A 13,457-nucleotide genomic window follows, 5' to 3' on the forward strand; every position below is an offset into this window, starting at 1 on the left:
GTTCGACGGGCCTTATGATGGCAGTCCGGTCAGAACGGATACCAGCGGACCTCGGGGTCGCCGTCCCGCAGCGAGGCCACCCGCCGCTCGAACTCGGCCAGCGCCTTCGGGTTGTGCGGCGCGTGCTGCGCCACCCAGGCGCAGCTCGCGGTCTCCCGCGCCCCGCGCAGCACCGCGCACCCCTCCCACTCCCGCACGTCCCAGCCGTACGCCTCCGTGAAGGCGTCGTAGGCCGCCGGGTCCAGGCCGTACCGGTCGCGGGAGAGCGCCAGGACCACCAGGTCGTGCTCGCGCAGGTCGGAGGAGAAGGTCTCCAGGTCCATCAGGACCGGCCCGTCCGGACCCACCTGCACATTGCGCAACAGGGCGTCGCCGTGGATCGGGCCCGGGGCCAGGCGCGGGGTGAGCGCGGCCGCCGACGGGGCGAAGGCGTCCCGCCGCTCCCGCAGGAAGGCCGCGTCCGCCGGGTCGATCGCGTCCCCGGCCAGCCGCAGCCAGCGCTCCACCCCGCCCAGCAGCTCACGCCGGGGCAGGACGAGGCCCGCCGGCTCGGGCAGCGCGTGCACCTTCCGCAGCAGCGGCGCCAGGTCGCGCGGCTCGGCCGGGCGGACGGCCTCCGGCAGCGGATGCCAGAAGGTGAGCGGATGCCCCTCGACCAGCCGCGGCTCCTTCTCCGCCGCCCGCACCGTCGGCACGCCCGCCTCCGCGAGCCAGCCGGCCAGCGCCACCTCCCGCCCGGCCCGCTCGAACAGCTCGGCGGACCGGCCCACCTTGACGACCACGCCGTCCACGGCGAAGACCGCGTTCTCGCCCATCGCGAGGAGCCGCGCCCCGCCGGCCGCGAGCCCCGCCGCGGCCAGGATCTCCCGCGCCCTCGCCTCGTCCATCACTCTCTCCCTACCCGGTGGTACGTGTGCGCGAGCAGTCTCCCATCCCTGGCAGCACCCCCCGGCATTAAGAAACCTTGTTCAATAAGTCACAGATGGGTGAAGGGTCTTCCGTTCGCCACCGTCCATCGGAGAGGGTTCCAACCAGCCACCGCGCCACCCCCCACGAGGCGCGGTGGCCTCTTAGGCTGGGCCGCATGACGACGACGTACGCGCTCCTCCTCCGCGGCATCAACGTGAGCGGCCACCGCACACTCCCCATGGCCGAGCTGCGCGCGCTCCTCGAAGGACTCGGCCACGGCGACGTGCGCACCTACCTCCAGAGCGGCAACGCCGTCTTCACCACCACCGGCTCCGCCTCCGCCGCCACCCTCGCCGCGGGCATCGAGGACGCGATCGAGGAGCGGTTCGGCTTCCGCTGCGACTGCCTCGTCCGCGACGGCGCCTACCTGGCCGCCGTCGCCGAGGCGTGTCCCTTCCCCGCCGCGGAACTGGAGGGGAAGCAGCTGCACGCCGTGTACTACTCCGAGCCGGTCACCGCCGAGCGCTTCGCCGCGGTCGACGCCGAGGCCCACCGCCCCGAGTCCTTCGCGCTCGGCGACCGCGTCATGTACCTGTACACGCCGGACGGCCTCGGCCGCTCCAAGCTCGCCGAGGCCGTGATGCGTCCGTCCCTCACCAAGGGCCTGGTGGCCACCGCCCGCAACTGGAACACGGTGCGCAAGCTGGTCGAGATGACCGCCGCGTCCTAGCCGGCGGCGACCGCCAGGCGCTCCGGGGCGCGGACCGCCTCCGCGTACCGCTCCACGAGGAGGCGGGCCAGTTCGGGGGAGGCGCCGAGGACGCCGGCCAGGACGTCCGCCCCGGCCGCGCCGGCCGCGATCCGGTCCGGCAGGCGGCCCGGGGCGATCACGTACGGGGCGACCGCCACCCGCCGGACGCCGGGCTCGGCGCGCAGCGCCCGTACCGCCTCGTCCGTGCGGGGAAGAGATGCGGAGGCGAACGCGGGTCGCACGGAGCACCAACCGGTGCGCCGCAGCTCCCGCGCCGTTTCTGCGATCGCCGCGATCGCCTCCGGGTCGGTGGAGCCCGCCGAGGCCAGGACGACCCCGGTGGTGCTCTTGTCGCCGGGCGTGAGCCCGGCCTCGTACAGCCGGCTCTCCACCGTCGCGAGGAGCAGCGGGGAGGGGCCGAGGACCTCCGCCTGGCGGATCCGCAGGGAGGCGGGGGCCTGGCGCAGCACGGCGGGGATGTCGGCCTTCGCGTGGAAGGCCCGGGTCAGCAGCAGCGGCAGCGCCACCACGTCCCGTACCCCCTCGGCGGCGAGCCGGTCCAGGACGCCCGCCACCGAGGGCAGGTTGAAGTCCAGGAACGCGGTCTCGACGCGCAGCCCCGGCCGCAGCGCGCCGGCCCGGCGCACCAGCGCCTGGACGGTCGCCGCGTGCCGCGGATCGCGGCTGCCGTGGGCGATGACGAGGAGGACGGGGCGGTTCATGGTCGGTCGCTCACTTCACCAGCAGGCCGCGGCTGCGGAGGACCCAGCGCTCCAGCGGGCTGAAGATCAGCAGGTCGATGGCGATGCCGACGACCAGGATCAGCAGGATCGCGAGGAAGACGCCGGGCAGGTCGATGTTGTTGCGGCCGTTCTCCAGGAGCTGGCCGAGGCCGAGGCCCAGGTCGGGGGAGGAGGCGATGATCTCGGCCGCCATCAGCGAGCGCCAGGAGAAGGCCCAGCCCTGCTTCAGGCCGGCCAGGTAGCCCGGCAGCGCGGCGGGGAGCACCACGTGCCAGGTGCCCTTGAGGCCGGTGGCGCCCATGGTGCGGCCGGCCCGCAGGAAGAGCGGCGGCACCTGGTCCACGCCGGAGACCAGGCCGTTGGCGATGGAGGGGACGGCGCCGAGCAGGATGACGGTGTACATCATCGCGTCGTTCAGGCCGAACCAGAGCACGGCCGGCGGCACCCACGCCACCGAGGGCAGCGACTGGAGGCCGGACAGGATCGGGCCGATCGCGGCGCGCACGAACTTCACCCGGGCCACGAGGAGACCGAGCGGGGTGCCGATGGCGAGGGCCAGCAGGAAGCCGGCCAGGCCACGGGAGACGCTGGTCCAGATGACCTCCAGGAGGGTGCCCTGGAGCCACATGTCGGCCAGGCCGTCCCACACCGCGGACGGCGCGGGGAGCTTGGTCTCCTCGGTGATCTTCGCGGAGACCAGGACCTGCCAGACGATCAGGACGAGGGCGACGGCGAGGGTGGGCGGGAGGACCTTCTTGAGGAGGACCTCGCGGACCGGCGTGCGGCGGACCTCGACCGCGTCCAGCGCGTCGAGCCCGGCCTCCAGGCCGGCGAGGTCGTCGGGCTTGACCTTCGCTGCGGTGTCAGTGCTGGCCATGGCGGCGGATCTCCCCACGCAGGTGTTCAGTGATCTCGACGGACAGCTCCGCCACGTCCGCGTCCTCGATGCGGCGCGGCTGCGGGATGCCCACGGTCCACTCCTTGGCCACCCGGCCGGGCCGGGAGGAGAGCAGGACCACGCGCTGGGCGAGGCGGACGGCCTCGCGCACGTTGTGCGTGACGAAGAGGACGGAGAGGTTCGTCTCCTCCCAGATGCGGGTCAGCTCGCCGTGCAGCACATCGCGGGTGATGGCGTCGAGCGCCGCGAACGGCTCGTCCATCAGCAGCAGCTGGCTGTCCTGGGCGAGCGCCCGGGCGAGCGCCACGCGCTGCCGCATGCCGCCGGACAGCTCGTGGACCCGCTTGCCGTACGCGCCGCCCAGCCGGACCAGTTCGAGCAGCCGCTCGGCCTCCGGCTTGCGCGCGGCCCGGGGCAACCCGCGCAGCCGCAGGGCGAGTTCGATGTTCTTGCCCGCGGTCAGCCACGGGAAGAGGGCGTGCTCCTGGAACATCAGGGCCGGCCGGCCGCCCGGGGTCGCGATGGACCCCTGGGTCGGCCGGTCCAGTCCCGCGACCAGGTTGAGCAGGGTGGACTTGCCGCACCCCGAGGCCCCCAGGATGGTGACGAACTCTCCGGGCGCGACGTCGAGACTGACGTCGTCCAGGACGAGCTGGGTACCGGCCGGGCCGGAGAAGGACTTCGAGACGTGCTCGATCCGGGCGGCGTGCGTCTGCTCCGCTACGGTGCCCTCGGCAGCCTTGGCGAACGTCGTGGCCATGGTCGTCACCTCCTGTGGGTTCCGTTACTTGACGCCGAGACCGGCGTCGGAGACCTCGGGCTGTCCGGCGGCCTTCAGCACCTTGTTGAGGAGCTTCAGGTCGTAGATGCCGGCCAGGTCGGGCTGGTCGATGAGCTTGGCCTTGACCGCCCACTCGGACTGCGTCTTCAGCGTCGCCGCCAGCGGGTCGTTGGTGATCGCGATGCTCGGCCACGCCGGGCCGATGATCTTGGCGTCCAGGGCCTTGCCGCTGAGCGACTCCAACGCGGCGTTGGCGGACTCCTTCGCCTTCTCCGGGTTGGCGTTGATCCACGCGTTGGTCTCGACCGTGCCCTTGAGGACCGCCTCGACCACGTCCGGGTGCTCCGAGAGGAACGTCTGCGACACGATGATGTTCGTGATCACGAACTTCTTGTCGGGCCACAGGGAGGTCTCGTCGAGGAGCACCGAACCACCCTGGGAGACCAGCTTGGAGGCGGTCGGCTCGGGCACCCAGGCGCCGTCGATGGAGCCGGACTTGAACGCGTCCGGGGTCACCTTGTTGTCCGTGCGGACGACGGAGACGTCACCCTTGCCGGACTCCGCGTCGACCGTCCAGCCCTTCTCCGCGATCCAGTTGAGGAGCGCGACGTCCTGCGTGTTGCCCTTCTGCGGGGTGGCGATCTTCTTGCCCTTGAGGTCGTCCAGGGTCTTGATCTTGTCCGGGTTCACGACCAGCTTCACGCCGCCGGAGGCGGAGCCGGAGATGATCCGCAGGTTCTTGCCCTTGGACTTGACGTAGGCGTTGATCGACGGCGAGGGGCCGATGAAGCCGATGTCGAGAGAGCCGCCGTTGAGCGCCTCGATCTCGGACGGGCCGGCGTTGAAGGTCTGGGGCTTGAGCTCCGTACCGCCCAGCGCCTTCTGGATCAGGCCGTTCTTGACGCCGATCAGCGCGGTGGCGTGCGTCAGGTTCGGGAAGTAGCCGATCCGGACCTCGGGGGCGGAGAGCTTCTTCGCGTCGGCCGCGATCGGGGCCTTCTCCGCGGAGTCGTCCTTCTTGGCGGTGGAGCCGTAGCCGCACGAGGCGAGCGCGCCGATCAGCAGAGGCAGGGTGGCGGCGGTGACCAGGCCGCGGCGCAGGGTGGTGCGGGTGGTGGCAGGCACGGGAGGTTTTCCCCTCGATTCAGCGTCTTCGAAGTCTGTGTTTGTGACGTGCGGGGTGGAGCGGGTGGAGCCGTGTCGCACCGCTCGCGCGGTGCTTCGAGGTCAGCACGCACATCGCGCGACACCTCCTCTGCCCGCGCCGAGGGCGCCGGAGCCGACCCGGCCGCCTTCCTTCGCGAAGGTCCCGTAGAAGTCCTGACTCGCCATCAGAAGTCCCAGCCTTCCTCGTCGTCGGTGCTGACGACGGCCTTGGTCGTGGCGAAGGACTCGCCCGCCATGCCCGCCGCGAGCGTAGTGCCGTCGGCCGGGTCGATCAGCAGGAACGAACCGGTACGGCGGGAATCCGCGTACGCGTCGAGCGCCAGCGGCTCCGCGGTGCGGACCTTCACCCGGCCGATGTCGTTGGCGACCAGCCGCCCGGGCTCCGGGTGCTGGGAGAGGTCGTCCAGCGTGAGCCGGGACGGGATCTCCTTGACGATCGCCTTGACCGTGCGGGTGGTGTGCTTGAGCAGCACGCGCTGGCCGACGGTGAGCGGCTGGTCCGCCACGTGGCAGACCGTCGCCTCGACGTCCTGGCTGGTCGCCGGGGCGTCGGCGCTCGGCGCGAGCAGGTCGCCGCGCGAGATGTCGATGTCGTCCGCGAGCCGGATGGTGACCGACTGCGGCGCCCAGGCGATGTCCACCGGCTCGCCCAGCGCGTCGATCGCGGTGATCGTGGAGGTCTTCCCGGAGGGGAGCACGGTGATCTGCTCGCCGACCCGGAAGGCGCCGGCCGCGATCTGGCCCGCGTAACCCCGGTAGTCGGGGTGCTCGGCGGTCTGCGGGCGGATCACGTACTGCACCGGGAAGCGGGCGTGGCAGGCCGTCAGGTCGTGGCTGACCGGCACGGTCTCCAGGTGCTCCAGGACGGTCGGGCCGCCGTACCAGTCCATGTGCGCGGAGGGCTCCACCACGTTGTCACCGGCGAGCGCCGAGATCGGGATCGCGGTGATCTCCGGGACGCCGAGCTCGGAGGCGTACGTGGTGAACTCCTCGGCGATCGCGGCGAAGACGGGCTCGGCGTAGTCGACGAGGTCCATCTTGTTCACGGCCAGGACCACGTGCGGGACGCGGAGCAGGGCGGCGACGGCGGCGTGCCGGCGGGTCTGCTCGACGACGCCGTTGCGGGCGTCGACGAGGACCACGGCCAGCTCGGCCGTCGAGGCGCCCGTCACCATGTTCCGGGTGTACTGCACGTGCCCCGGGGTGTCGGCGAGGATGAAGCGCCGGCGCGGGGTCGCGAAGTAGCGGTACGCGACGTCGATCGTGATGCCCTGCTCCCGCTCGGCCCGCAGGCCGTCGGTGAGCAGCGCCAGGTCGGGGGCCTCCTGGCCGCGCTTGATGGACGCGGCCTCGACGGCCTCCAGCTGGTCGGCGAGGACCGACTTGGAGTCGTGCAGGAGCCGGCCGACCAGGGTGGACTTGCCGTCGTCGACGGAGCCGGCGGTCGCGAAGCGCAGCAGGGTGGTGGCGGCCAGCTCGGCGGCCGGCTGCTCGGTGGACGTGCTCATGGTTAGAAGTACCCTTCGCGCTTGCGGTCTTCCATCGCGGCCTCGGACAGCTTGTCGTCGGCCCGGGTGGCGCCCCGCTCGGTGAGCCGGGAGGCGGCGATCTCGGCGATGACGGCGTCCAGCGTGGTGGCGTCGGAGTCGACGGCGCCGGTGCAGGACATGTCGCCGACCGTGCGGTAGCGGATCAGCCGCGTCTCGACCTGCTCGGTCTCCTTCGGGCCGCCCCACTCGCCGGCCGTCAGCCACATGCCGCTGCGGGCGAAGACCTCGCGCTCGTGGGCGAAGTAGATCTCCGGGAGCTCGATCTTCTCGCGCTGGATGTACTGCCAGACGTCCAGCTCGGTCCAGTTGGAGAGCGGGAAGACCCGGACGTGCTCGCCGGGGGCGTGCCGGCCGTTGTAGAGCTGCCAGAGCTCGGGGCGCTGGCGGCGCGGGTCCCACTGGGAGAACTCGTCGCGGAGGCTGAACACCCGCTCCTTGGCGCGGGCCTTCTCCTCGTCGCGCCGGCCGCCGCCGAAGACGGCGTCGAAGCGGTGCTGCTGGATCGCCTCGGTCAGCGGCACCGTCTGGAGCGGGTTGCGGGTGCCGTCCGGGCGCTCCTTGAGGGCGCCGCGGTCGATGTAGTCCTGCACGGAGGCGACGTGGAGCCGCAGCCCGTGCTCGGCGACCACGCGGTCGCGGTACTCGATGACCTCGGGGAAGTTGTGGCCCGTGTCGACGTGCAGCAGCGTGAAGGGCACCGGCGCGGGCGCGAACGCCTTCAGCGCCAGGTGCAGCATGACGATGGAGTCCTTGCCGCCGGAGAAGAGGATCACCGGCCGCTCGAACTCGCCCGCCACCTCACGGAAGATGTGGACGCCCTCGGACTCCAGCGAGTCGAGGTGCGACAGCGCGAACGGACTGTCCGTCGTGTCGTGCGTATGGGCAACGGTGGTCACAGCAGACCCCTCTCGGTGAGCAGCGCGTGGAGCCGCGCCGCGGACTCCTGCACGGTCTGGTCCTGGGACTCGATCCGGAGATCGGGGGTCTCGGGGGCCTCGTACGGGTCGTCGACGCCGGTCAGGCCGGAGATCTGGCCGGCGGCCTGCTTGGCGTACAGGCCCTTGACGTCGCGGACCGAGCAGACCTCGACCGGGGTGGCCACGTGGACCTCGACGAAGGCCGTGCCCTCGGCCTGGTGCCGCTTGCGGACGGCCTCGCGGCTGTCGGCGTACGGGGCGATGACCGGGACGAGGACGGTCACGCCGTGCGAGGCGAGCAGCTCGGCGACGAAGCCGATCCGCTGCACGTTGGTGAACCGGTCCTCGCGGGAGAAGCCGAGGCCCGCGGAGAGGAACTCGCGGATCTCGTCGCCGTCGAGGATCTCGACGCGGTGGCCCTCCTCGCGCAGCCGGCCGGCCAGCTCGTAGGCGATCGTGGTCTTGCCGGCGCTCGGCAGGCCGGTGAGCCAGACGGTGGCACCGGTCACGTGGGTCTCCAGGGGGGTGGTGTCGGGGGTGGTCATCAGCCGTGCAGCCCGCATTCGGTCTTGGCGCGGCCGGCCCAGCGGCCGGCCCGGGCGTCCTCGCCGGCCTCGACCCGGCGGGTGCAGGGGGCGCAGCCGACGGAGGCGTAACCGTCCATGAGGAGCGGGTTGGTGAGGACCCCGTGCTCCGTCACGTAGGCGTCGACGTCGTCCTGGGTCCAGCGGGCGATGGGGGAGACCTTGACCTTCCGCCGCTTCTCGTCCCAGCCGACGACCGGGGTGTTCGCCCGGGTCGGGGACTCGTCGCGGCGCAGGCCGGTCGCCCACGCGGAGTAGGCGGTGAGCCCGTCCTGGAGCGGCTGGAGCTTGCGGAGCGCGCAGCACAGGTCGGGGTCGCGGTCGTGCAGTCGCGGTCCGTGCTCGGCGTCCTGCTCGGCCACCGTCTGACGCGGGGTCAGGGTGATGACGTTGACGTCCATGACGGCCTCGACGGCGTCACGGGTGCCGATCGTCTCCTCGAAGTGGTAGCCGGTGTCGAGGAAGACGACGTCCACGCCGGGCATGGCGCGGGAGGCGAGGTGGGCGACGACCGCGTCCTCCATGGAGGAGGTGACGCAGAACCGCGGGCCGAAGGTGGCGGCGGCCCACTGGAGGATCTCCAGCGCGGAGGCGTCCTCCAGGTCGCGGCCGGCCTGCTCGGCGAGCGCCTTGAGCTCGGCGTCGGTGGTCGGCCCGTTGAGCTGATTGACCGTCATATCCCGTCCCCTCCAGATGAGTTGTTCGAAGTCGCCGGGGCCAGGAGCCCCAGGAACTTCAGCTGGAAGGCTCGGCTGCACGCGGCGCATTCCCAGGCCCCGTGGCCCTGCTCGTTCGGGCGCAGGTCCTCGTCCCCGCAGTAGGGGCAGAAGAAGGGCGCGGCGCGCTCGCTCATGACAGGGCCTCCTCGGAGGCGCGGGCGGCCCAGGTCGCGAAGCGCTCGCCGTCGGCGCGCTCCGCCTGGTAGCGGGTGAGGACGCGCTCCACGTAGTCGGGGAGCTCGGCCGAGGTGACCTTGAGGCCGCGGACCTTGCGGCCGAAGCCGGCCTCCAGGCCGAGGGCACCGCCCAGGTGGACCTGGTAGCCCTCGACGCGGTTGCCCTCGTCGTCCAGGACCAGCTGGCCCTTGAGACCGATGTCCGCGACCTGGATGCGGGCGCAGGCGTTGGGGCAGCCGTTGATGTTGATCGTCAGCGGCTCGTCGAACTCCGGCAGGCGGCGCTCCAGCTCGTCGATGAGCGCGGAGCCGCGGCCCTTGGTCTCGACGATGGCGAGCTTGCAGAACTCGATGCCGGTGCAGGCCATCGTGCCGCGCCGGAAGGGCGAGGGCGTGACCCGCAGGTCCAGCGCCTCCAGGGCGGCGACGAGCGAGTCGACCTGCGCCTCCTCGACGTCGAGGACGAGCATCTTCTGCTCGGCGGTGGTGCGGACCCGGCCGGAGCCGTGCGCCTCGGCGACGGCGGCGATCTTGGTCAGGGTGGGGCCGTCGACGCGGCCGACGCGCGGGGCGAAGCCGACGTAGAAGTTGCCGTCCTTCTGGCGGTGCACGCCGACGTGGTCGCGCCAGCGGCCGGCGGGCTGCGCGGGCGCCGGGCCGTCGGTCAGCTTCCGCTTCAGGTACTCGTCCTCCAGGACCTGGCGGAACTTCTCCGGGCCCCAGTCGGCGACGAGGAACTTCAGGCGGGCGCGGTTGCGGAGCCGGCGGTAGCCGTAGTCGCGGAAGATCGAGATGACGCCCTCGTAGACGTCGGGGACCTCGTCCAGGGAGACCCAGGTGCCCAGGCGGACGCCGAGCTTGGGGTTGGTGGAGAGACCGCCGCCGACCCAGACGTCGAAGCCGGGGCCGTGCTCGGGGTGGACGACGCCGACGAAGGAGATGTCGTTGATCTCGTGCGCCACGTCGAGCAGCGGCGAGCCCGAGACGGCGGACTTGAACTTGCGGGGCAGGTTGGAGAACTCCGGGTTGCCGATGATCCGCCGCTGGATCTCGTCGATGGCGGAGGTGCCGTCGATGATCTCCTCGGCGGCGATGCCGGCCACCGGCGAGCCCAGGATGACGCGGGGGGTGTCGCCGCACGCCTCGGTGGTGGAGAGGCCGACCGCCTCCAGGCGGTTCCAGATCTCCGGGACGTCCTCGATGCGGATCCAGTGGTACTGGACGTTCTGCCGGTCCGTGATGTCGGCGGTGCCGCGGGCGAACTCCTCCGAGATCTCGCCGATCACCCGGAGCTGCTGAGTGGTCAGCCGGCCGCCGTCGATGCGGACGCGGAGCATGAAGTACTCGTCGTCCAGCTCCTCCGGCTCCAGGACGCCGGTCTTGGTGCCGTCCAGGCCCTGCTTGCGCTGGGTGTACAGGCCCCACCAGCGCATGCGGCCGCGCAGGTCGTTGGGGTCGATCGAGTCGAATCCACGCTTCGAGTAGATCGTCTCAATACGTGTCCGCACATTGAGACCGTCGTCGTCCTTCTTGAACTGCTCATTGCCGTTCAGCGGGGTGAAGTGCCCCACGGCCCACTGACCCTCGCCACGGTGGCGCCCGGTCTTGCGGCGGGCGGCGGCGGGAGTGGGGTTTTCCGGGGTGGCGGCCATGGCGTCTTGTCCTTCGGGACTGCGGGAGGGCGGCTCTGACCTGCACACTCGCGCGCAGAACAGAGAGTGGCGCGGCGGTGCGCAGCAGGGTCGGGCAAAAAGGGGGATGCGGCGGTGCTGGCTTGCTCAGCGCGCCGGACAGATGGCGCTGGACATGCGGCCGAGGTCGACGTGCCGCCGACTCACCAAGGCAGTTCCAGTTCCAGGCATGGCGGAAGCCTGTCACGGGACTTTGGACCCAGTCCAGCATCGTCCGATATGTGGACGCCAGAGTCTCGATGAGTGAGACGGTGTGGTCTGGGTCACGCGAAAGGGGCCCTGATCAGGGCCCCTTTCGCGGCGAACCGGCGGTGGCTCAGGCGTGCGCGCCGGGCCACGGGCCGGGCGTCTCGCTCTCCTCGGCGGTCTCGGTCCGCGTGTCGAAGAGGCGGAAACCGCGGCGCTCGTAGTTGGCCATCGCGTGCGGTCCGTCCAGCGAGCAGGTGTGCAGCCACACGCGCTTCGTCGGCTCGCGGTCCGGCCAGCGCTCGGCCAGGTCCCAGGCGCGCCGGATGCCCTCGGAGAGCAGGTGGCCGCCGATGCCGCGGCCCCGGAAGGCGGCGATCAGGCCGAAGTAGATGATCTCGACGACCCCGTCGTCCTGCGGGTCGAACTCCACGTATCCGGCCGGCGTCCCCCGGTCGTACGCCACCCAGACCTCGGCGCCCGGCTTCTCCGCGATCTCCTTCCACTGCGCGTACGTCAGCGGCAGCCGGTCGGCCCAGTGGATGTCGCCGCCGACCGCGGTATAGAGGAAGCGGCTGAACTCGGGGGAGGGGACCTCGGCCCGGCGGACGGTGATCTCGTCGCCCTCGGGCACCCGCGACGGACGCAGGTCGTCCGGCGAGGTCTGTTCCAGGGACCACGTGGTGAGAGTGATGCTCATACCCCCTATCGCATCATGCGGAGCGCCGGATTCCCAGGTCGGCGGGGGGTGGGCCCCGTCTCCTCGAAGGGGGGTCGGGCGCGGCGGACGGGGCGTCCGGCATGTGGACACCCCGGGCTGTGGGGTGGGCCGGCGCCTCAGACGTGGCTGCCCGCGCGGATCGTCGGGGACGTCGCGTGGGGGAGGAGGTCGGAGGGGGACTGGGGGCGGTGGATCTCGACCTCGATCTCCTCGCGGAAGCGGTACGGGCGGTGGGCCAGGACTCCGGCGAGGGTGCGGCGGACGCGGGACATCTCAGCGCGGATCGTCACCGTCCTCGTGCGGTCCCCGAACACGTCCTCCGCCAGGTCGGCCGCCGTCCGGCCGTCGGGGTGCAGGGCGAGGAGGTACAGCAGCTCCGCGTGGCGCGGGCTCAGCTCCTGCTGCCAGCTGCCCGCCGCCCCGGAGACCGCCACCGTCCAGCGGCGCGGCCGGCTCAGGTCCAGTACGACCCGGGTCGCCGCCCCCGACTCCGTACCGGCGGGCGCGGTGTCCTCCTCCACGCGCAGCAGCCAGCCGCCGGGCAGCGGCTCCACCGCGCACAGGCCCAGCGAGGGCAGCCAGACCCGGCCGGCGCCCAGCGTCTTCGGCAGCGCGACCCGGTCCACCGGGGCGAGCCCGGTCACCGCGGCCGTCCAGCCGTGGGTGTCCACCGCGACGGCCCGCCCGCCCACCCGGCACAGGATCGGCGCGGCCACCGCCCGCAGCCGCTCGACCGTGCCGCGGTGCCGCTCGCGCATCTCGGCCTCGGCGAGCCGGGCGACGGAGCCGACCAGGGCCAGCATCGAGGGGTGGAAGGTGGAAGCGGGTCCGCTGACGTCGAGGACGCCGAGCAGCCGCTGGTCGCGCGGGTCGTGGACGGGCGCGGCGGCGCAGGTCCAGTTGTGCAGCGCGTGCACGTAGTGCTCCGCCGAGTGGACCTGCACCGCGCGCCGGGTGGCGAGCGCGGTGCCGACCGCGTTGGTGCCCGTGGAGCGCTCCGTCCAGGCCGCCCCCTCCTCCAGGCAGATGCCGTTCGCCTGCCGGATCACCGAGCGGTGGCCCTCGCGCCACAGCACCCGGCCCTGCTCGTCGGTGACCACCATGATCTGGAGGGAGGCGTCGGCGATCCCGGCCAGCCCGGAGCTCAGCGTCTGCATCACCTCGGCGAGCAGCGTGCTCCGCCGCCGGTGCTCCAGCTCGTCGCGCTGGAGCAGGACGCTGCTGGTGCCCTGGTCGGGGTCGAGGCCGAGGCGGGCCATCCGCTGCCAGGAGGCGTCGATCTCCGCGCGCGGAGCGATCGGCGGCGTCCGTCCGGCCAGGGTCTCCTCGCGGACGCGGTGCAGCAGCCGGGCCGCCTGGGCGGCGTCCATGGTCGCCAGCCGCTTCATGTCGAGCCGCGTGTTGTTCATCGGTCCCTCCCCGCCACCCGGTGTGCTGTATCGGTTCTGCAAGTGTCCGGGCGGATGACCGGAGCGTCGTGAGCGCCCTGCGGCCCCGTCCGAACGGTCGTCCCGGGCCGTGACTCGCAGTGTCGCGGGTCCATCGTGCCGTCCGGAAGCCCTCCAGGGAGCCCGGTTCGGGTAATCCTGCAACCCTTTGCAACTCTGGCCCCGCCCCGCCCCCGTGCGTGAGGGTGGTGACGGCGGGTGGTGGTGCCGTGTCGG

15 protein-coding genes are annotated in these 13,457 nt (G+C 72.2%); 1 reads left to right on the forward strand and 14 read right to left on the reverse strand.

Annotated features, from left to right (window positions below; genetic code table 11):
• Positions 1-29: 29 nt before the first annotated feature.
• A complete protein-coding gene (locus ACFXMG_RS19380) occupies positions 30-887 on the reverse strand; it encodes a phosphotransferase (protein ID WP_383821232.1) in 858 nt (285 codons plus the stop codon).
• A 197-nt stretch (positions 888-1,084) separates the two neighbouring features.
• Here ACFXMG_RS19380 and ACFXMG_RS19385 point away from each other — a divergent pair, with 197 nt between their 5' ends.
• Positions 1,085-1,639, forward strand: coding sequence for a DUF1697 domain-containing protein (locus ACFXMG_RS19385; RefSeq protein ID WP_383821235.1), 555 nt, complete (start codon positions 1,085-1,087; stop codon positions 1,637-1,639).
• On the opposite strand, the gene ACFXMG_RS19390 is transcribed toward ACFXMG_RS19385, so the two are convergent.
• From ACFXMG_RS19390 to ACFXMG_RS19450, 13 genes are all read right to left on the reverse strand, one after another.
• Positions 1,636-2,382 carry a sirohydrochlorin chelatase gene (locus ACFXMG_RS19390; RefSeq protein ID WP_383821238.1) on the reverse strand — a complete coding sequence of 249 codons (747 nt, stop codon included), beginning with the start codon at positions 2,380-2,382 and terminating at the stop codon, positions 1,636-1,638. The two genes, ACFXMG_RS19385 and ACFXMG_RS19390, sit on opposite strands and share 4 nt — an antisense overlap.
• 10 nt (positions 2,383-2,392) lie before the next feature.
• The gene (locus tag ACFXMG_RS19395) at positions 2,393-3,280 is read right to left on the reverse strand and encodes an ABC transporter permease (RefSeq protein ID WP_383821240.1); all 888 of its coding nucleotides are present in this window, start codon (positions 3,278-3,280) and stop codon (positions 2,393-2,395) included.
• Positions 3,267-4,061 (reverse strand): ABC transporter ATP-binding protein, encoded by a 795-nt coding sequence (locus ACFXMG_RS19400; RefSeq protein WP_383821243.1) that lies wholly within the window; start codon positions 4,059-4,061, stop codon positions 3,267-3,269. Before ACFXMG_RS19400 ends, ACFXMG_RS19395 begins: the two co-directional genes overlap by 14 nt.
• Positions 4,062-4,085: 24 nt before the next feature.
• The gene (locus ACFXMG_RS19405) at positions 4,086-5,207 is read right to left on the reverse strand and encodes an aliphatic sulfonate ABC transporter substrate-binding protein (protein WP_383821246.1); all 1,122 of its coding nucleotides are present in this window, start codon (positions 5,205-5,207) and stop codon (positions 4,086-4,088) included.
• 206 nt (positions 5,208-5,413) lie between these two features.
• On the reverse strand, positions 5,414-6,757 hold the full coding sequence (locus ACFXMG_RS19410) for a sulfate adenylyltransferase subunit 1 (protein ID WP_383821248.1): 1,344 nt from the start codon (positions 6,755-6,757) through the stop codon (positions 5,414-5,416).
• Positions 6,758-6,759: 2 nt separating this feature from the next.
• Positions 6,760-7,695 carry a sulfate adenylyltransferase subunit CysD gene (gene cysD, locus ACFXMG_RS19415; protein WP_383821250.1) on the reverse strand — a complete coding sequence of 312 codons (936 nt, stop codon included), beginning with the start codon at positions 7,693-7,695 and terminating at the stop codon, positions 6,760-6,762.
• Entirely contained in the window at positions 7,692-8,279 is a 588-nt protein-coding gene (gene cysC, locus ACFXMG_RS19420) for an adenylyl-sulfate kinase (protein ID WP_383821253.1), read from the reverse strand. The genes cysD and cysC overlap by 4 nt, the downstream gene beginning before the upstream one ends.
• A complete protein-coding gene (locus ACFXMG_RS19425; RefSeq protein WP_383821256.1) occupies positions 8,261-8,977 on the reverse strand; it encodes a phosphoadenylyl-sulfate reductase in 717 nt (238 codons plus the stop codon). The genes cysC and ACFXMG_RS19425 overlap by 19 nt, the downstream gene beginning before the upstream one ends.
• The gene (locus ACFXMG_RS19430) at positions 8,974-9,153 is read right to left on the reverse strand and encodes a hypothetical protein (protein ID WP_383821258.1); all 180 of its coding nucleotides are present in this window, start codon (positions 9,151-9,153) and stop codon (positions 8,974-8,976) included. Before ACFXMG_RS19430 ends, ACFXMG_RS19425 begins: the two co-directional genes overlap by 4 nt.
• Positions 9,150-10,847 (reverse strand): nitrite/sulfite reductase, encoded by a 1,698-nt coding sequence (locus ACFXMG_RS19435; RefSeq protein WP_383821261.1) that lies wholly within the window; start codon positions 10,845-10,847, stop codon positions 9,150-9,152. The genes ACFXMG_RS19430 and ACFXMG_RS19435 overlap by 4 nt, the downstream gene beginning before the upstream one ends.
• Positions 10,848-10,973: 126 nt before the next feature.
• On the reverse strand, positions 10,974-11,057 hold the full coding sequence (locus ACFXMG_RS19440; RefSeq protein WP_311136957.1) for a putative leader peptide: 84 nt from the start codon (positions 11,055-11,057) through the stop codon (positions 10,974-10,976).
• A gap of 145 nt (positions 11,058-11,202) precedes the next feature.
• A complete protein-coding gene (locus ACFXMG_RS19445) occupies positions 11,203-11,772 on the reverse strand; it encodes a GNAT family N-acetyltransferase (RefSeq protein WP_383821264.1) in 570 nt (189 codons plus the stop codon).
• Positions 11,773-11,909: 137 nt separating this feature from the next.
• The gene (locus tag ACFXMG_RS19450) at positions 11,910-13,202 is read right to left on the reverse strand and encodes a GAF domain-containing protein (protein ID WP_383821267.1); all 1,293 of its coding nucleotides are present in this window, start codon (positions 13,200-13,202) and stop codon (positions 11,910-11,912) included.
• Between the last annotated feature and the right edge of the window lie 255 nt (positions 13,203-13,457).

Source organism: Streptomyces sp. NPDC059201, assembly GCF_042754585.1.
In the GTDB taxonomy this organism is placed as follows: Bacteria; Actinomycetota; Actinomycetes; order Streptomycetales; family Streptomycetaceae; genus Streptomyces.